The 17777-nt window shown below is 45.7% G+C and carries 17 protein-coding genes; 8 read left to right on the top strand and 9 right to left on the bottom strand.

Annotated features, from left to right (window positions below; translation table 11 throughout):
- Nucleotides 1-37: 37 nt before the first annotated feature.
- The 7 genes from GWK48_RS06510 to GWK48_RS06540 form a co-directional block, all read right to left on the bottom strand.
- The gene (locus GWK48_RS06510; protein WP_174630687.1) at nucleotides 38-1867 is read right to left on the bottom strand and encodes an AMP-binding protein; all 1830 of its coding nucleotides are present in this window, start codon (nucleotides 1865-1867) and stop codon (nucleotides 38-40) included.
- The gene (locus tag GWK48_RS06515) at nucleotides 1864-2292 is read right to left on the bottom strand and encodes a Zn-ribbon domain-containing OB-fold protein (protein ID WP_174630689.1); all 429 of its coding nucleotides are present in this window, start codon (nucleotides 2290-2292) and stop codon (nucleotides 1864-1866) included. The genes GWK48_RS06510 and GWK48_RS06515 overlap by 4 nt, the downstream gene beginning before the upstream one ends.
- A gap of 1 nt (nucleotide 2293) precedes the next feature.
- A complete protein-coding gene (locus GWK48_RS06520) occupies nucleotides 2294-2794 on the bottom strand; it encodes a Zn-ribbon domain-containing OB-fold protein (protein ID WP_174630691.1) in 501 nt (166 codons plus the stop codon).
- A gap of 9 nt (nucleotides 2795-2803) precedes the next feature.
- Entirely contained in the window at nucleotides 2804-3979 is a 1176-nt protein-coding gene (locus GWK48_RS06525) for a thiolase domain-containing protein (RefSeq protein ID WP_174630693.1), read from the bottom strand.
- Nucleotides 3976-5091, bottom strand: a complete 1116-nt coding sequence (locus GWK48_RS06530) for a thiolase domain-containing protein (protein WP_174630695.1) — start codon at nucleotides 5089-5091, stop codon at nucleotides 3976-3978. The genes GWK48_RS06525 and GWK48_RS06530 overlap by 4 nt, the downstream gene beginning before the upstream one ends.
- A 106-nt stretch (nucleotides 5092-5197) precedes the next feature.
- Nucleotides 5198-6268: an acyl-CoA dehydrogenase family protein gene (locus GWK48_RS06535; protein ID WP_174630697.1), complete on the bottom strand. Its 1071-nt coding sequence runs from the start codon at nucleotides 6266-6268 to the stop codon at nucleotides 5198-5200.
- Between the two features lie 110 nt (nucleotides 6269-6378).
- A complete protein-coding gene (locus GWK48_RS06540) occupies nucleotides 6379-7539 on the bottom strand; it encodes an acyl-CoA dehydrogenase family protein (protein ID WP_174630699.1) in 1161 nt (386 codons plus the stop codon).
- Between the two features lie 175 nt (nucleotides 7540-7714).
- On the opposite strand from GWK48_RS06540, the gene GWK48_RS06545 reads away from it, so the two are divergent.
- From GWK48_RS06545 to GWK48_RS06580, 8 genes are all read left to right on the top strand, one after another.
- Nucleotides 7715-8968, top strand: a complete 1254-nt coding sequence (locus GWK48_RS06545) for an acetyl ornithine aminotransferase family protein (protein WP_174630701.1) — start codon at nucleotides 7715-7717, stop codon at nucleotides 8966-8968.
- A gap of 17 nt (nucleotides 8969-8985) precedes the next feature.
- Complete coding sequence (locus GWK48_RS06550; RefSeq protein ID WP_174630703.1) at nucleotides 8986-10182, top strand: acyl-CoA dehydrogenase family protein; 1197 nt, start codon at nucleotides 8986-8988, stop codon at nucleotides 10180-10182.
- Complete coding sequence (locus tag GWK48_RS06555) at nucleotides 10179-12446, top strand: xanthine dehydrogenase family protein molybdopterin-binding subunit (protein ID WP_174630705.1); 2268 nt, start codon at nucleotides 10179-10181, stop codon at nucleotides 12444-12446. The genes GWK48_RS06550 and GWK48_RS06555 overlap by 4 nt, the downstream gene beginning before the upstream one ends.
- A 78-nt stretch (nucleotides 12447-12524) precedes the next feature.
- Entirely contained in the window at nucleotides 12525-13811 is a 1287-nt protein-coding gene (locus GWK48_RS06560; protein WP_174632615.1) for an MmgE/PrpD family protein, read from the top strand.
- A complete protein-coding gene (gene prpB / locus GWK48_RS06565) occupies nucleotides 13798-14622 on the top strand; it encodes a methylisocitrate lyase (RefSeq protein WP_174630706.1) in 825 nt (274 codons plus the stop codon). Before GWK48_RS06560 ends, prpB begins: the two co-directional genes overlap by 14 nt.
- Nucleotides 14623-14655: 33 nt before the next feature.
- Entirely contained in the window at nucleotides 14656-15081 is a 426-nt protein-coding gene (locus GWK48_RS06570; RefSeq protein ID WP_174630708.1) for a CBS domain-containing protein, read from the top strand.
- Between the two features lies 1 nt (nucleotide 15082).
- Entirely contained in the window at nucleotides 15083-16219 is a 1137-nt protein-coding gene (gene gltA, locus GWK48_RS06575; RefSeq protein WP_174630710.1) for a citrate synthase, read from the top strand.
- A 166-nt stretch (nucleotides 16220-16385) separates the two neighbouring features.
- Nucleotides 16386-16937, top strand: coding sequence for a hypothetical protein (locus tag GWK48_RS06580; RefSeq protein ID WP_174630712.1), 552 nt, complete (start codon nucleotides 16386-16388; stop codon nucleotides 16935-16937).
- A 13-nt stretch (nucleotides 16938-16950) separates the two neighbouring features.
- On the opposite strand, the gene GWK48_RS06585 is transcribed toward GWK48_RS06580, so the two are convergent.
- Both GWK48_RS06585 and GWK48_RS06590 read right to left on the bottom strand, forming a co-directional pair.
- Nucleotides 16951-17406, bottom strand: a complete 456-nt coding sequence (locus GWK48_RS06585) for a hypothetical protein (protein ID WP_174630714.1) — start codon at nucleotides 17404-17406, stop codon at nucleotides 16951-16953.
- A complete protein-coding gene (locus GWK48_RS06590) occupies nucleotides 17396-17704 on the bottom strand; it encodes a hypothetical protein (protein WP_174630716.1) in 309 nt (102 codons plus the stop codon). The genes GWK48_RS06585 and GWK48_RS06590 overlap by 11 nt, the downstream gene beginning before the upstream one ends.
- Nucleotides 17705-17777 lie beyond the last annotated feature (73 nt).

Here is a 17777-nt window from a genome sequence, read left to right on the forward strand (position 1 = left end):
GTGGAGCTTGTTCTTAATACTTCAGTTCACAGTACTGTCATTTACCTATGGATTTTTTAATGATTTCTAAGGATTGAGGGTTTTCCAAGGAAGAAATATCACCTAAATCCCTGCCCAAGATTGTATTTCGTATCAACCTCCTCATTATCTTTGCGTTTCTAGTCTTAGGAAGTTCGGGGACTAACCTCAATTCGGATGGCATGAGTGCCTTCCCCAATTTTTCTTCTAAGTAGTTTACAATATCCTTTTCTAGTCCGTCTTTTATTATCTTCGGAACAGCTAGACAGATTATTCTCTCCCCCTTTAACTGATCCGGTACGCCCACGCATGCGCTCTCCACGACGGCTGGGTGCGAGTTAATTACCGCTTCGATCTCTCCTGGACCTACTCTCTTACCTGATACTTTTATGGTATCATCGCTTCTTCCAAGTATGTAGAAATAACCCTCACTGTCCTTCATAGCCAAATCACCGTGAACCCACACACCTTTCCATTTGGACCAGTACGTGGAAATATACCTTTCTGGGTCCTTCCAGAATCCTCTAGTCATACCTGGCCATAAACTCAGTATTACGAGCTCACCCTCGTAGTTTGGGGGAGCGGCCTGACCGTCTTCCCTCATCACTTCAGCCCTTATACCAGGGGACTGTCCGTTGAACGCTGAAGGCTTCATTTCCTTTACGACGTAGTTACCGAGTATCCCACCAGAAATTTCTGTACCACCAGAGTAGTTTATTACAGGAGCAGACGTAGCCTCAGCCACCCAGTTCCAGGACTCGGGATCGATTGGTTCTCCAGTGTTTCCTACCACCCTGACGTCTAATTTCGCGTTGGGTCTAGAAGCCCTAAGGCTCCTAATTAGACTTGCCGAAAGTCCTAAAACCTTAACGTTGGCGGAGGATATGAACCTTTGAAGCGTTTCCGAGTCCGCAAAACCGTCGAGCAAAGCCATGTTAGCGCCTAAAATTAGCGAGCCAAACACCAGCCACGGTCCCATCATCCAGCCCATGTCAGAAATCCATGAAACGAACTCTGTTTTTCTTACGTCAAAGTGGAAATACATATCTGCAGCTGCCTTTATCGGAAATCCGCCATGTACGTGGACGCATCCTTTAGGTTTACCCGTAGTACCGGAGGTGTATATTATCATAAGAGGATCTTCACTCTCGGTCTCTTCATATCCGTCTCCTCCCTCCCTCAATAGATCCTCTAGGTTCCAATAGTCCTTAAGCTCCTTGTTTGTCTTCAAAGCAATTTTGATCAAATTGAACTTTTCCAGATTTCTAAAAGGTTCAATTTCTTTCCCCTTTCTCTTGTAACTATCGACAGTGAAAATTGCCCTCGCTTCGCTGTCCTCTAACCTAACCCTTATTGGTTCTTCTCCGTATCCAGAAAACAACGGAACCACTATCATCCCAGCTCTCACTATACCTAGCATGATTGGCACTATCTCAGCCCTCATGGGCATATAGACTGCTACTCGATCTCCCTTCCTCAACCCGTTTCTTTTAAGCCAACTGGAAATCGACTTGGACCATTGTAAAACCTGAGAGGAAGTGAGCTCCTTTATATCCCCTTCTTCATTCATGGACCTAACCATTACATCTGGACTATCCTTTATCTGATCCGAGATGTTTAGGCTGGCTCCAACAAACCACTTTGCCCACTCTCTACCTAGAGAAGTGTCGAGAACTCTTTTGGGTTTTTTCTTAAGAACAAGAGAAACCTCATCAAGAAAATCAGGCCAAAATACCTCAGGTTTACTCCAAGAGAGTTCTTGAAAATGGTTTAGAGATATACCTCGATGTGCCAGCCACTTTCCAATATTGCTTTCTTCTATCCAATCCCTATCAGGTCTCCATATCATTTCACTCTAACCCTAAGAGGAATATCGTATGTTTCGATTTCAACCTTTCTCCCAATCTCAGGAACGCCGTCTAAGTAAGCCAACAGACCGCCAGAAGCTCCGTGGAATCTAATTAGTCCTATGGTTACAGGTTTTTCAAGACGATTTCCGTCACTATCATAATACACCACGGTAAAAGTTTCAAGGTATGCCTCCTTAAGTTCCAAGTACTCTCCATTTTCAACGAAGCACTCCTCGCAGTACATCCTTGGGGGTACGTAGACTTTCCCGCACTTTGGACACTTCCTCCCCAGGATCTTCCCCTCCTTCAACCCCTTTAGGAAATTCTCTCCGTCGCTTCCTACCGTATACACGTAACTGTTAACTTCCATTACGTCCTTCCAAGTTAGGAGATCAGTTTCCCTTCCAGTCTTATCCCATGACATATTAGATCACCTCGAAGCACTCAATATCGTCTATGCTTCCTACCCTTTTTTCCGTAGGCCTCCATCGGGCTTTAACCCTCCTACCAAAAATCTTCATGTTTTTAACCTCCTCGTAAGAGCAACATATCCTGTGGAATAGTCCGGGGTAAACATAGTCCCTAGAGGTTGAAGGGAAAAGCCTTATGGTCCCTACAATCTCGGGTTCCTCTAACCTGTCCCTAGTCCAAGAGATGAAGCTAGCCACTGCCGTCATCACAACTCCCTCGTCTGAAACCTGCGTCCAGCTGGAAGTTGGGCAGAAGCACTCCTCGCAGTACATCCTTGGGGGTACGTAGACTTTCCCGCACTTTGGACACTTCCTCCCCAGGATCTTCCCCTCCTTCAACCCCTTTAGGAAATTACTTATTGCCTGTCCAGCGGTATAAGAGTATTTAGCCTCTGGTTTGTAGGTTATTGTAAAGTGGGTTTTCAATTCCTCATCCTTTAAAGGATGTAGAGTCATGTTCCTCACCTAGTTCCTCATAACTATCACAGTGGAGGCTTGCATTAGATCCCCCCACGCTTGGGCCACTCCTGTGTGAACAGGTCTTTTGACCTGCATTTTATCAGCTGTTCCCTTTAGTTGCCAGTAAATACTGATCACTTTCATTAACCCTGCAGCGGCTATGGGATTGCCAACCCCCAGTAACCCGCCGGAGGGACTGCTGGGAATGTCCCCGTCCTTGTCGAAGAACCCCTCTTTGAGCAGAGCTGGTGCCTCTCCCTTCCTGGCAAGAAGCAGCCCCTCTAAGTGGTGAAGTTCCTTGTAATCAAAGGGGTCATAAGGTTCAACCACGTCTACCTCCTTTTGAGGTCTTTCGACTCCAGCCATTTTGTAGGCCATCCTCGCGGCGTTCTCCAAATACCTAGGGTAAGCTAGTTCCCTGTTGGGCCAGGTTGTGTTGTCCAAAGTCCATCCGACCCCTTCAATCCACACAGGGGTATCTGTGTACCTTCTAGCTACATCCCCATCTACCATGACCATGGCTGCAGCCCCATCACTAACAGGACTTACGTCAAGTAGCTGAACTGGCCATACTAGAACCTCGCTCCTAAGCACATCATCCACGGTGATTTCCCCTCCCAGTTGAGCGTATGGGTTGACTGAGGCGTTTCTCTTGTTCTTAACTGACACTAAGGCTATCTCTTCCTTACTAACGTTATTCACGTGCATGTACCTGTGCATTTCCATTGCGAAAATCCAGATCAGGTTCGGGTTGAGAGGTTTTTCGGTGATCGGATCCCAGATGTATCTAAATACTGCTTGAGGGTGTGGTCTACCAGGGCTCATCTTCTCTTCAGCCACAGCTAGGACTTTCTTGCACATGCCACTTGCCACATGGTACCACGCAGAAATTGCTGTCATTACCCCAGTGGCACCTCCAACGAAGACTCTGCTCACAGGCCTCCCTGTACCTCCTGAACCGTGGGCCAGGTATTCGCCCTTCATATGAACCCCATCAAACGCATCAGGGGCACTTCCTATTACGACGCAATCTATATCCTTCAACTCCAAGTTTGCCTCCTCCAGCGCCTTCCTGGACGCTTCCCACGCTAACTCTTGTGGGGTTTCAAGGAACCTTCTCCTGAAGGGGGTCATCCCGGCCCCTATGGCTGCTACTTTCCTATACTTTAAGTTTACCCTCATCTCCTTACCACCACCACCCCTCCTGTAAAAGTGGGAATGCCCCTCCAACTCGCTACAATGGCGCTTTCCCCTCCTTCTCTCAGAAATTCCACAGCGTCGACAAGTAGCGAGAGGCCAGACGCTTCCAAGGGGAAACCCTTAGCCAAGTGGCCTCCCTTAGGGTTAACAGGCAAGTAGCTACCCCGATGGAAATATCCCTCGCGTAGTTTATCTGCAACCTCTTTGATACCTAAGGCCTCTAAGTGCATTAGCTCCTTGTAGCTATATCGGTCATCCACGAATATTCCGCTCACCTTAAGAGGAGACTCCAACCTAGCCATAGAGTAGGCGTTCTGCGCAGAGATCCTTACGTACTTTGCTTCCCCGAGACTGGCGAGCTCCAGATTCGAATTGTCCGTTGCGAAACCAATTCCGTTAATCCAAATTGGTGTATCGTTAAATTTTCTTGCGTAACTTTCAGATGCTAACACCACAACAATTGCTCCATCCACAGGTCTTGCTATATCAAGCGCAGTTAGAGGATGTACTAAAACCTCCTGGGAAAGGACGTCTTCCTTGTCTAGGAGGGCTGAAAAGGGCGCTCTATCCGTCTTTAATCCAGCCGATCTGTTTTTAACCACAACTTCCGCTAGGTCCTCCCTTGTAATTCCCGTCCTACTCATGAATTTCGTGGCGTCAAGTCCAGCTATGAAGTGATAGTTTACTACACTCCTCCTGATGTAAGTGGGATCCATGGCCAATTCCATTATCTTCGAAAAGGTCAAAATATCGCTTGGTTTAGCGTGAGATTCAACTGCTACCACATCAGCTACACCAGAGTTTATGAGCATAATACCGTGAGCGATCCCCTGTAAGCCGTCTCCCGCCACGGTCATTGTGGGTCTCATGGCCCCTCCTATAGGGTCTGGGGCGAATTCATCTGAAATAGATATACCTTCCCAAAAATCTTCCTGACATGATATAAATGCATCCACTTGTTCTCTTGGATTTATCCCTCCCGCATCATAATACGCCCTTTGAGATGCCTCGAACATCATTTCCCTGAAGGATAGATCATGAACGTGGGGTGAAAAGCCGTACCATCCTACCCCCACTATTCCAACACTTTCCACTATCTCACAATACTTGTAATGTTTAAAATGATATTTAAATTTTCGTTATTCTGTCATGTTGTTAAAATTCTTTTAGAAAAATTAAAAAATACGGTCATGAGTGGGTTTAGGAATGGAGGGTTTTATCAACGTACCTAAATAATATCAGTCTTTGTACCTCGTCAGTTCCCTCTCCTATCCTGGTCAGCCTTGCGTCCCTAAATGCTCTCTCTACCCTTGTGGACTTAGCGTAACCCATCCCTCCCATGATTTGCACCATGTTGTCCACTACTCTGTTGACCATCCTAGAGGAATTCAACTTCAGGGACGAGATGAGAGGTTCAGCTTCTACCCAGTCTCTAGTGAACGCAGCGCAGGTTGTCTCCAAGAGGGATCGCGTAGCCAGTATCTCCGATAAAGAGTCAGCGAACATCCATTGAATTCCCTCATGTTCGACCAACTTTCTTCCAAAGACGTTTCGCTCAGATGCCCAGGCGTAAGCTTCTTCCATTGCCCCTAACGCCAAACCTAGCGAAAGGGCTGAAATGGCAATCCTCCCTATGGCTAAAGCGTACTTTACCACTTCCCATCCACCCACCTTTGCTTCCGCTTTGCAGTCAGAAAAAAGGATCTTTGCTGTCCCTGTCCCCCTATTACCCTGAACTTCTACTTTCTCCCTTTCAATGCAATTTCCCTTTGAAACTAGATACGTTGAAATTTTACCGTTATCCGCATCCCTAGCAGCTACTAAAAACAAGTCAGCATAGAGACCCTGCGTTATCCACATTTTATCTCCATTTATGACTATCTTCCCGTCCTCTTTCCTGGCTGTTGTTCTCATGGACCTAGTGTCCGAACCACAGCAGGGCTCGCTTAAGGCGAAAGACCCTATAATCTTTCCCTGAGCTAGTTCGTCTGATAACCCTGACCCTAAATACTTCCTAATTGGGGCATTAACCAGTTCCCCCTGTACGTCCTGGATTAGGGCTACAGACCCGCTCACCCTAGCTATCTCTGACAAGGAAAGCATGGAGTCGTAAAGATCAGCACCGTAGTGAAGAGGATCTAAAATTCCCACTTCACCCATCTTAGCAATTATCTCCCTAGGATACCAATCTTCCCTATCTATCTTCTCCGCTAGGGGCAGTATGTATTTTCTGCTGAAATCTCTGACGGTATCTAACAATAATTTATCCATAAGAATTACCATGATAAATTATTATTGGAAAGTTTTAAATCAATGTCAACTTTCAGGAGGACACGGGCTCAGGGGATAGGAGACAACGATTATCCTCATGGCCATCGATTTTAACCGAAGAGTCTCTTGGAAATAATGAGCTTCATAACGTTCATTGCACCCTCCGCTCCAACCATATAGGACACTACGCCTCTAAATCCCATCTCAATTAGGGCGTCTTTAGTATAACCGTAAGCTCCCATCCACATCATTACTGATTTGATGATTTCGAAGGCGGTTTGAGGTCCCGTGAGCTTGCTCATCGCAGCCAGCATTGCGGTTTCATCGGAATTCGGGAACCTGTCCATCATCCAGGCTGCTTTATAGGTAAGAAGCTTCGCCATCTCAAGCCTAGTCTTCAGTTCCGCTGCCTCAAAGGCAATCGCCTCATAGTCCTTGAGTTTCTTGGAAAATACTTCTCTGGACTTAACGTATTCTATTCCCATATCAAGGATAGTCTCGCCAGCGCCTACGCAGGCAGCAGATACCAAAACTCTGGCGTGATTGAAGCCGTCCATGGCATAGTAAAAACCCTTATCCTTCTCTCCAACCATGAAATTTTCAGGCACCTCAGCGTTTAAGTACCTCAGGATACCGGACGATATTCCCATTCTGCCCATGTTTTCAATCTTGCTTACTTCTACACCCTTGCTCTTTATGGGAACGTAAAACATTGATATCCCCTTGTGTCCAGCTTCTGGACTGGTTTTAGCTAATGTGAGATGCCCTCCTCCCCACTCGAGAGCCTCCGTAACTCCGCTGATGTAAATCTTCTGTCCATTTAAAAGGTAAGTGGAATTTTCTCGTTTAGCAGTAGTTTTGATTCCAGCCACATCGCTCCCACCAGTAGGTTCCGTTGAAGCAATTCCCAAGAACCAGTCCCCCGAGGTGACCTTTGGGAGGACTGTCTCCCTAAGGTCCCTAGACCCATACTTATCCAGGACGTATCCCCAACCGCTCTCAAGAAGAAAGAGGACTGCCGTAGCCATGCTAAAATCTGCCCTAGCAATTTCCTCAGCAGCTATGGATGAGACAAGAAAGCTTGCACCCTGCCCTCCAACCTCCTGCGATACAGGCATGGCCCATATTCCAAGAGGAGCTGCTTTCTTGACGAATTCATGGGGAATTCCTTCTCTGTCTATCTTAGGGGTAATCGGACGTAACTCCTTCTGCAAAAACTCCCTCAATTCCTCTTGAAATAACCTCTCTTCTTCAGTTAAGGAAAAGTCCATATATATAGTGGTATGCTCAAGATATAAAATTTATGCAATATATAAAAAGATTAAAATGTCTGATACACTTAATCATAAAGTACTGCATAAGCTAACCTGATTACATAATTTCTACATTCTTTAGAATAGAAAAATGAGAGAGTAGATTTATATTGGTAATGATAAATATAAACATATGGAACTTGCATACAAAGTAATAGAGGAAGATTCAAAGTACCTCATGCAGTCATTCACTAGATGGTACCCCCTGGTTATAGACCATGCCAAGGGATCCCTCATTTATGACGTCGACGGGAAGGAATATATCGATATGAACGCAGGAATAGGTGTTATGGCACTAGGTCATGGCAACGAAAAGGTGATTAAGGCAGTGGAGGACCAGATGAGGAAGTTCTTTCATTACAGCCTCACGGATTTCTACTACGATCTTGCAGTTAGAGTCGCAAGGAAGTTGGTCTCCCTTTTACCTTTTGACGGAAAAGTCTTCTATACCAATAGTGGTACTGAGAGCGTTGAAGCCAGCATAAAGATAGCTAGAGGGCACACTGGGAGACAGTACGTTATAGGTTTTCTCAACTCCTTTCACGGGAGGACCTTTGGCTCGATGTCTTTCACATCTAGCAAGAGCGTCCAGAGATCCATGTTTTCTCCCCTCTTACCCTCCACTTTACTAGTTCCTTATCCAGATCGTCATAACCCCTTGTGTAGGGAGGACTGTAGCTCCTCCGTGCTCTCTTACATAGAGGACTGGATTCTTAGGAAAGTGGTTGATCCCAACGACGTAGCCGCGTTCATACTTGAACCAATTCAGGGTGAAGGGGGCGTGATAGTGCCACCGAGAGAATTTTTACAGGGCTTAGAGAAAATATCAAGAAACAACGGAATTCTTCTCATCATGGATGAGGTTCAGACAGGGATAGGACGAACAGGAAAGATGTTTGCTTTTGAAAACTTTAACGTCAAGCCTGATCTGATCTGTTTAGCTAAGGCATTAGGGGGAGGTATCCCTCTGGGAGCCGTGGTGGGCAGAAGCGAGGTCATGGACCTCCCAAAGGGTTCCCATGCAAACACCTTCGGTGGAAATCCTCTTGCCCTTGCTGCTTCCGAGGTTGTATTGGAGGAAATTCCAGGTCTTTTGAGTAGGGTGTCTAAACTGGGAGAAGAGATAAGGGATATACTATCATTAGCTAGGTCTCCTTATCTAGATGAGGTCAGGGGAATGGGGTTGATGATTGGAGCGGAGCTCACCAAGGACGGAAAACCCTATGAGGATGGACTAGCTAAGGTTCTCAATAACTCCTTCAAACGTGGAGTCCTTGCCATAGGTGCAGGGGAGTCCGTTGTTAGACTTCTGCCACCTCTCACGATTGAGGAGGATCTTGCAGTTAAAGGAGCTAACGTAATTAAGGAGGAGATGGAGAAGCTATAACTAGGGGATGAAACCGAATGGTTTTTCCTTTCAAGAACCTAGAGGACTTCAAAGTTGACTTGAACCAGGATCACGAGCTCCTCAGAACAACACTGAGAGACTATCTTGAAAGGGAAGTGCAGAGTAAGGTGGAGATCGGAGAGAGAAGCGGTGATCTAGGAGAGGTGAGGGAAAAGATAAAAGAACTCGGATTAAACGGTCTCGATGTTCCAGCGGAGTACAGTGGATCGGGTGGGGATTACATTAGTCTACTAGTAGCAACTGAGGAGATGAGTAGGGTCTGGCCATCCCTTTCGACATTCTTCCTTATCAACTGGATGTTTACCAGTGCGCTACTTAGGTTCGGCTCGGACGAGATAAAGAAGAGATATGTACCCCCAGTCGCTAGGGGAGACAAAATAGCAGCGTTCGCAAACACCGAGCCATCAGCAGGGACTGATGTGGCTGGAATAAAGACCACAGCGAAAAAGATAGACGGAGGATACGTTATAACCGGAAGGAAGATCTTCATCACAAGCGGTGACCTTGCAGATTACATTATAGTTACAGCCAGGACGTCACCCATAGCCGAGCCGAGATGGAGGGGCATTACTATGTTCGTTGTGGAGAAGGACTTCCCCGGTTTTAAGGTTGAAGGGAGAATAGATACTACGGGTTTGAAGGCTTCCCATACCACTGAGATCTCGTTTAACGAGGTCAAGGTACCGGAGGAGAACGTTGTAGGGGAAGTAGGACAGGGGTTTAAGTACGCTGTATCATCTTTCGATTACGCCAGGACTATAGTATCCGCTCAAGCGTTAGGGATAGCACAATCAGCCTTAGAGAAGTTAGTGAAGTACTCTGTGGAGAGGAAGAGCTTCGATAAGAGCATAGCGTCTTACCAGATGGTTCAGCAAAAGGTTTCAGAATCGCTGGCTGACGTTACTACCTCGAGGCTTCTAGTGTATTGGGCAGGGAGTCTATATCAGAGGAAAATGGAGAACGAGTACATCATGGCCGCTTCCCTAGCCAAGTTCTTTGCTACTGAGGCTGCAGAGAGAGTGGTGCTGAGAGCCATATCTGCTCATGGAGGCTACGGTGTCACAGTTTCAACAGGACTGGAGAGGATGTTGAGGGATATACAGATCCTTAAAACCTATGAAGGTACTAACGACATCCAGAGGACGTCTGCAGCAAGGCACTTTTATAGGAAGTTTATGGGGCAAAACGTATGATAGGCAAACCCATGAGGAGAGTGGAGGATCCAAGACTTCTGACCGGTAGAGGTAGGTTTATCGATGATATCTCATTACCAGGGGAGCTATTCCTGGGAGTGGTTAGATCCCCTTACCCTAGGGCCAGATTCAAGGTTCATACAACTAACGTTGATGGAGCACAAGTAATTACGCAGAATGACCTGAGAACCAATCCTTTGCCTTGTTTTTTCTTTAACGAAGCCCCTAAGGAGTACCCTTTGGCAGTGAACGAAGCGAGGTATGTGGGGGAACCAGTTGCCCTTGTAGTGGGAAGGGACAGGTATGAGGTTGAGGATCTTAAGGAAAGGGTAGACGTTGAATATGAACCCCTAACTGCAGTGGAGTCCTTCCAGGACGCCTTGTCTGGGGGGAATTTCGTTCACTCAGACCTGGGGAAAAATCTAGTATATGAAGATGTTTTTGAGTACGGAAAATTCCCAACTTCGTATAGGACAGTCGAGAAGAGCTTTAGGGTAAATCGCATATCTCCGATGCCCATGGAAACCAACGGAGTCATAGCGGACTACTCGCCTGGGGATGGAAGTCTAACAGTGTACGCCAACACGCAGGTCCCGCAGATATTTAGAACAGCCCTAAGTATAGTGTTTCAAATACCCAGGAGCAGGATAAGGATAATAGTCCCAGACTCCGGTGGGGGCTTTGGGGGAAAGATCTTCCTAAAACCCTTGGTTTTAGCGACCCTGGCATCCATCCTCACTGAGAGGCCTGTCAAATATGTGGAAACTAGGACTGAGCACGTGACATCTGCAGTCCAAGGACCTGATAGGGAATACAGGGCGAGGATAATGTTCCGCGACAGCGAGATCCTGGGGATGGACGTCGATTTACTTGAAAATTTTGGCGCTTACATGCACACCTACCAACCCCTCCCAGTCCTTAGGCAGATATATCACCTGGCTGGAGCTTACGACCTAAAATACCTGAGGTTCAGGGTGAGAGGTGTTCTAACCAATATGCCTCCCACAGGGCCATACAGGGGGCTGGGGATTCCTCCTGCAGTTTTGGTTCTTGAAAATATGGTAAGCTCCGTTTCTAGAGTCATAGGAATCGACCAGTGGGAAGTAAGGAAAAGAAACTTCATAAGGAGCCTTCCCTTTACATCTATTTCAGGGGCCATATACGACAGCGGAGATTACGAAAAGTCCCTTGAGACATTAAGGAATGCACTAGGCGACAAAGGGCCTGGACTTGAGGGTTTGGGCGTGGCCTTCGCCCTAGAACCCGGATCCTCATTGGCGTTCCAAACCCTAGTTGTGGGAAAGCCCAGAACTCCCTATTACGAGGGCGTTTATATAAAGATGGACAGCGGGGGAGATGTAACGGTCCAAATTAGTACAAACTCAATGGGAACTGGACACGAAACCTCTGTGGTCCAAGTGGTTTCACATGAACTCGGTATATCACCCGAAAAGGTGAGAGTAATAATGGGGGACACTGCAGGACCACCCGGAACTGGCTTTTATGGTAGCAGGTTCTCAGTTGTGACCATAAGTGCAGTTTACAAGGCAACGCTTAAGTTGAAGGAGAAAATGAGGAGATTACTCTCCCAGGCTCTAAATGTGGAGATGGACAAGATCGAAATGAGGGACGGAGCAGTAAGGATTGGGCAGAAAAGCGTTACCCTGGAGGAGGCTGCAAACATCATTTATAACAGATACCACTCCCCCATAGACGATATTGGGTTGGAGGCGACGGAAGTCTTCAATTCCCCCAACGTTAACGTAGCAGACGAGAAGAGAAGGGTAAACTTTTCCTCTACCTACGGGGTAAACGCTCACGGCGCTATATTAAAAATCGATCCAGAGACTGGGTTTGTCAAGATAAAGAAGTACGTAATCGTCAGTGATAGTGGTACCATAATCAATCCCGTAATAGTCGATGGGCAACTAATGGGTGGCACAGCCATGGGGATAGGTGCTGCTCTATATGAGATTATAAAATATGTCTCAGGTACACCCCTCCAATCTAACCTGGGGGACTACTGGATGCCCACCGCAATGGAGGTGCCGAAAATGGAGATAAGACACTTGGTCTCTCCGTCTCCCTTTACCCCATTGGGGACCAAGGGTGTGGCAGAGGGAGGAGCAACCGTTCCTTATGCCGTGATAGCTAACGCACTAGAAGACGCATTGGGAGTGAACCTGGAGAGGATAGAAGTTCCCATAACACCCGAATTCGTTCAGGGACTCCTCAGGGAGAGGCTGAAAGTTAGTGTCGGGTAGTTTGACTAAAAAATAGACAAATTTGCTCAAATTTGAGTTTTTCATAACTAATTTAAACTCCAGTTCATGAATATAAGTATGGAGCTTGCAGATATATTTGCAGAATACGCATCCTCTGTGACTTTTTCAGACCTTTCAGATCAGGTCGTTCATGAAGTGAAAAGGAGAGTATTAGATTCGTTGGCTGTGGCTTACGCTTCTAAAAGTTCTCCCCCAGCTTTAGTGGTCAGGGACGTACTCCCTCAATTTCCTGGTAACGGGCTCCTCCTCGGGGGAGGAAATGCCTCTCCAGATATTTCGTCCTTTTACAACACTTTACTAATAAGGTACCTGGACTTTAACGATACTTACCTATCCTTAGAGCCGTTACATCCTAGCGATATGATAGGTGGGGTCTTGGCAGTTAACCCTAGGCTAAACGGTAAGGAACTAATAAGATCAATCGCGCTAGGATATGAGGTTTCCACGAGGCTCTGCGACTCCACTTCGCTCAGAAAGAAAGGATATGACCACGTTAACTTCCTTGAAGTAGGGGCTACTGTGGCCATAGGTTCCGCCCTTGGACTAAGCTCTGAACAGATGAGGAATGCCATATCTATCTCTTTAGTACCACACGTAGCGCTCAGGGAGACCAGGTCTGGGAGCCTCAGCATGTGGAAAGCTGGGGCAGCCGGAGAAGCTGTAAGGAACTCAGCGTTCGCCTGCATACTGGCTAAATCAGGATTCACCGGTCCCAGAACTCCTTTCTCAGGTAAGATGGGCTTCACAAGGATCGTTGCCCCCGACATGAGTTTCTCTCCATTTGAAAAAATGGGGACTGACAAAATCATGAGCACGTACATAAAGAAATATCCAGTGGAGTACCACGCGCAGGCGGCAGTCGAGGCATCTCTCAAATTGAAGGAAAGGATAAAGGGCGAGATAAAGAAGGTAACCGTTGAGACCTATGAGGCAGGGGTCACGATTTTAGCCGACGAAGGGAAATGGGATCCTAAAAACAAGGAAACTGCAGATCATAGCCTTCCTTTCATTGTTTCAGTGTCCCTCTTAACCGGTAACTTTTGGCTAAACTCATACGATCTAATTGGGAATCAGAAAGTGTTAGACCTCATGAAACAGGTCGAGGTTGTGGAAAACGAGAACTTTACGAAGGTCTACCCTGAAGAACTACCTACAAAGATAGTTGTGTCAACCAAGGACGGAACATATGAGGAAGAGGTGAGGGTTCCTCGAGGTCACTTCAAAAATCCAATGAGCGACCGAGAGCTAGAGGAGAAAGCCCTTAGATTAGGTCTCAGTAGAACCCAAATAGAGAAAATATGGAGTTTAGAGAATTTGGAGGGGAAGGACATTGTTACCTGGTAAAGAGTTCACCATAGTGCCTGGAGTTTTCAACCCCTTCTCTGCCCTATTGGCTGAAAGGGTCGGCTTTAAGGCCGTGTACCTTTCTGGGGGTGCCTTGACTTCCTCCTTGGGTTTGCCCGACATTGGTATAATAGACATGTATGAACTTGCAGATATGGTAAGGAGAATTAGGGAAGTGACACAGATACCCATGATAGTTGACGCAGACACAGGTTTCGGTGAGGCTTTAAACGTGTACAGGACGGTCTCAGTATTGGAAAAAGCGGGGGCAGATGCAATTCAAATAGAGGATCAGAGGATGCCTAAGAAATGTGGTCATCTGGAAGGGAAGGAGGTAGTTCCCCACGACGAAATGATATCGAAGATAAAAGCCGCTGTTAGAGCAAGAAAGGAAGCCAGGATAATTGCAAGGACTGACTCTAGGGCAGTTTTTGGCTTAAGAGACGCGATAGAAAGGGCTAAGGCTTATCTAGACGCAGGTGCAGACATAATATTCCCGGAGGCCTTAACGTCAAAGGATGAATTCAGAGAGTTCGCTAAGGAAGTTAAAGCCCCTCTCTTAGCTAACATGACGGAGTTTGGGAAGACACCGTTGATCTCAGCTCGAGAGTTCCAAGAAATGGGATACGTCTATGTGATATTTCCAGTTACCATATTTCGTGTAGCAGCAAAGGCTATGGAAGATGCGCTCAAAGTCCTGAAGGAAGAGGGGACCCAGAGAAACCTCATGGAGAAAATGATGACCAGGAAAGAGCAATATGAGGTAATTCATTATGACTATTACGAGAAGTTAGATAGGGAACTAGCATAACTTTTATTATTATCGAAATGTAATATATCTATTATGGCGAGTATAGTAAAACAGTTAATAAGTAAAAACCCAATAACTGTGGAGAAGGGCACTTCTACTTTGAAGGTCATTGAGATCATGGCGTCTAATAATGTTGGATCTGTTATTATTATGGAATCGGGAAAGTTAGCAGGAATAATTACAGAGAGGGACGTAATAAGGGGAATCGCAAAGGGCGTAAGCATAGTTCAGCCTGTTGAGGAGTTTGGAACCATGAAGGATCTTGTAACTGTGCGGGAGGACGATACTATTTATACAGCGGTGAAGAAGATGGCGGAGAAGAACCTTAGGCACCTAATAGTGGTAGACAAGTCCGGAAACTTGAGAGGAGTGATCTCCGTTAGGGACATAATAAGGGAATCTCACGTGCTAAAGGCAATCTCAGACGTGGAAAGAGAGGAATTTGTGGGGAGTGATTGACGTGAGCCAAATAAGCAGAGGATTGGAAAACGTCTTCATAAAGACCACTGCCCTCACCTATATTGATGGCGATAACGGTATACTTAGGTATGGCGGTTTTGACATAGATGATCTAGTTGAGCACACTAGTTTTGAGGAGGTTATTCATCTGATGCTATATGGCGACTTACCAACTAAGGTACAGCTTCAGAGGTTGAAAACCTCACTCAACGAGGCTTACGAAATCCCTCAACAGGTTATAGATACCATATACTCGCTCCCTAGGGAATCAGATGCCATTGGTATGATGGAGACAGCCTTTTCGGCGCTATCTTCCATATACGGAGAGATGTGGAACAAGAACACCAATAAGGAAACTGCCATAAAACTAATCGCCAAGGCATCTACAGTAACAGCGAATGTGCTTAGGGCCAAGGAGGGTAAGAAACCAGTTATACCTGAGTCCTCAGATAGCTTTGCCAGGAGCTTCCTAAGCGCGAGCTTTGCCAGAACACCCACCAACGACGAAGTGAAGGCAATGGATGCAGCGCTGATTCTTTACGCCGATCACGAAGTTCCTGCATCAACTACCGCTGCTCTAGTCACGTCTTCTACTCTCTCCGACATGTACTCATGCGTTGTCGCAGCGTTAGCTGCGTTGAAAGGTCCTCTTCATGGTGGAGCAGCGGAGGAGGCTTTCAAGCAGTTCTTAGAGATAGGTGAACCGGAGAGAACTGAGGAGTGGTTTAAGAAGAAGATATTAGAGGAGAAGTCTCGGTTGATGGGTTTCGGCCATAGGGTTTACAAAACTTATGATCCAAGGGCTAAAATATTCAAGAGATACGCGCAGAAGTTATCGGAGAGGAGCAACGAGGCACGGAAGTACTTCGAAATTGCCTTAAAGGTTGAAGAATTGGGAATAGAAAAGTTCGCAGAGAAGCACATTTATCCAAACACGGACTTCTTCTCTGGAGTAGTCTTCTACTCTCTAGGTTTCCCTGTGTATATGTTCACGTCTCTGTTTGCCCTTTCAAGGACTTTAGGTTGGACCGCTCACGTTATAGAGTATGTGGAAGATCAACATAGGTTGATTAGGCCTAGGGCACTGTATATCGGTCCATTGAAGAGGGAGGTTATACCAATAGAGTTGAGAGGATGAAGTTAGTACAAAGGAGTCCTCTCTCATCTTCTCCAAGCTCCCTACTTTTTAAATAGAATTTCGGTGGCCCTGTACTATATTATTTTAAAATGTTTTGCCTCATTTCATCTACGGAATGTATATACCTGGAATCTTCATTTAAATAGCTCCCATCAGTTTTTACATAATGCCTAGGAGACCAAAATTAAATATCACCATATATGACGGAATAAGGAGGGGATCTCTTTCCCTAGTTCTTTTCGCCACTTTCCTGGGAATATCCATTGATGCTGAAGGTTCTATTCTATACTATATACCTTTGGTGATATCGTACCTATCTTTGTTCCTATTTGGCTGGTTGAACAGGAGATCGTTCTCATCTATGGGCGAGGAATATAATTTAACCGTAAGATTATTTATGGTCCTCATAGCTGGATTGGTTCTATCTTTAGCATCTTCAGTTCTAGTCGAGGAGAATTTCTCCGTTTATCTTTTTTCTATAACAGAACTGATCGGTTCTATATTAGTACTTAGTTACATATTCGAGTATTCCTTTGAGATGGTGAGGTTAGGAAATCAGTTCAACTCTAGGGGCCTCAAAATAGCGTCTGGTATTCTACTGATTTCAACCGTACTTTATTTTATTTTAGGTGTCATCCCTTTTGCCATTGCGGTGACTGCCGCGGGAATGCTCATCTACGTAGAACTAACCAAGATAGTCTCAATTTATAAAAAATAGCCTTACTTGAAAATTACAGTCTATATGTATATCTAGTTTTGGACGCTGGGATCATTACGAGGGAGATCAGAAGTAATATTGTAGGAACAAATAACCTAGGTAGCGGGGCGAAATAATCTAGAAGAGAAGTATCTAAACTCAAATAGTATAATATAATCGAAAGGATTAGTATACCTATTCCCAAGGCCAGCCATCCCTTCATGTAGACGTAGTGCACGAATAGCTCCTGCCAGTCTGCCTTATCCGTCTCTACCATCACTACCTCTCCCTTCATGAAGGCTAGACTCTTTTTGCTCCCCATCATGGCGAACCCGTTCATCCTATTAAACCCAAGCTCCTTCGCTTCCTGATTCCCCTTCTCAACGTTAAATTTTAGAATGGAAAGTAGTTCATCGGGAACGTTAACCTTCTCGTTTATGTCCCAATTGTTATCAACTTTTATGTGACCTAAATAGCCTTTAATTTTCATTAGTGACCACCTCCTTAAACGCCTCAAGTACCTTGTTCCAGTTGGTCTTCAAGGCGTCTACAAAAACTATGTAGCCACCCATGTAGGCAATTCCGAGGTCGTCCAGAATCATGGCGAACCCAAGTAGTGTTCCCATATCCAGTTTCTTTGCCTCTTCATCTCCAATTTTAGCGTTCTGCCTAATGATTTCCACTAGCTTTTTCATGTTTATGTTCACGTCCTCCCCTTTTACCTTTGTCACTTCATCTCCAGATATTCTGTAAGCTGCCCTAAACCCAGGTATGACGTCAAACTTCATTTTCAATCATTATAATTTATCCATCTTTTTACTTTTAAACTTTTCTCAGATAACAAAGTATTCCAAATTCTTA

The organism is Metallosphaera tengchongensis, assembly GCF_013343295.1.
GTDB classification, from domain to species: domain Archaea; phylum Thermoproteota; class Thermoprotei_A; order Sulfolobales; family Sulfolobaceae; genus Metallosphaera; species Metallosphaera tengchongensis.

What these genes read in the sequence shown, in the direction of transcription:
- GWK48_RS06510 (WP_174630687.1), bottom strand. Translation starts at nt 1,867, where the DNA reads ATGATATGGAGACCTGATAGGGATTGGATAGAAGAAAGCAATATTGGA.
- GWK48_RS06515 (WP_174630689.1), bottom strand. Translation starts at nt 2,292, where the DNA reads ATGTCATGGGATAAGACTGGAAGGGAAACTGATCTCCTAACTTGGAAG.
- GWK48_RS06520 (WP_174630691.1), bottom strand. Translation starts at nt 2,794, where the DNA reads ATGACTCTACATCCTTTAAAGGATGAGGAATTGAAAACCCACTTTACA.
- GWK48_RS06525 (WP_174630693.1), bottom strand. Translation starts at nt 3,979, where the DNA reads ATGAGGGTAAACTTAAAGTATAGGAAAGTAGCAGCCATAGGGGCCGGG.
- GWK48_RS06535 (WP_174630697.1), bottom strand. Translation starts at nt 6,268, where the DNA reads ATGGATAAATTATTGTTAGATACCGTCAGAGATTTCAGCAGAAAATAC.
- GWK48_RS06540 (WP_174630699.1), bottom strand. Translation starts at nt 7,539, where the DNA reads ATGGACTTTTCCTTAACTGAAGAAGAGAGGTTATTTCAAGAGGAATTG.
- GWK48_RS06545 (WP_174630701.1), top strand. Translation starts at nt 7,715, where the DNA reads ATGGAACTTGCATACAAAGTAATAGAGGAAGATTCAAAGTACCTCATG.
- GWK48_RS06550 (WP_174630703.1), top strand. Translation starts at nt 8,986, where the DNA reads ATGGTTTTTCCTTTCAAGAACCTAGAGGACTTCAAAGTTGACTTGAAC.
- GWK48_RS06555 (WP_174630705.1), top strand. Translation starts at nt 10,179, where the DNA reads ATGATAGGCAAACCCATGAGGAGAGTGGAGGATCCAAGACTTCTGACC.
- GWK48_RS06560 (WP_174632615.1), top strand. Translation starts at nt 12,525, where the DNA reads ATGGAGCTTGCAGATATATTTGCAGAATACGCATCCTCTGTGACTTTT.
- GWK48_RS06570 (WP_174630708.1), top strand. Translation starts at nt 14,656, where the DNA reads ATGGCGAGTATAGTAAAACAGTTAATAAGTAAAAACCCAATAACTGTG.
- GWK48_RS06580 (WP_174630712.1), top strand. Translation starts at nt 16,386, where the DNA reads ATGCCTAGGAGACCAAAATTAAATATCACCATATATGACGGAATAAGG.
- GWK48_RS06585 (WP_174630714.1), bottom strand. Translation starts at nt 17,406, where the DNA reads ATGAAAATTAAAGGCTATTTAGGTCACATAAAAGTTGATAACAATTGG.
- GWK48_RS06590 (WP_174630716.1), bottom strand. Translation starts at nt 17,704, where the DNA reads ATGAAGTTTGACGTCATACCTGGGTTTAGGGCAGCTTACAGAATATCT.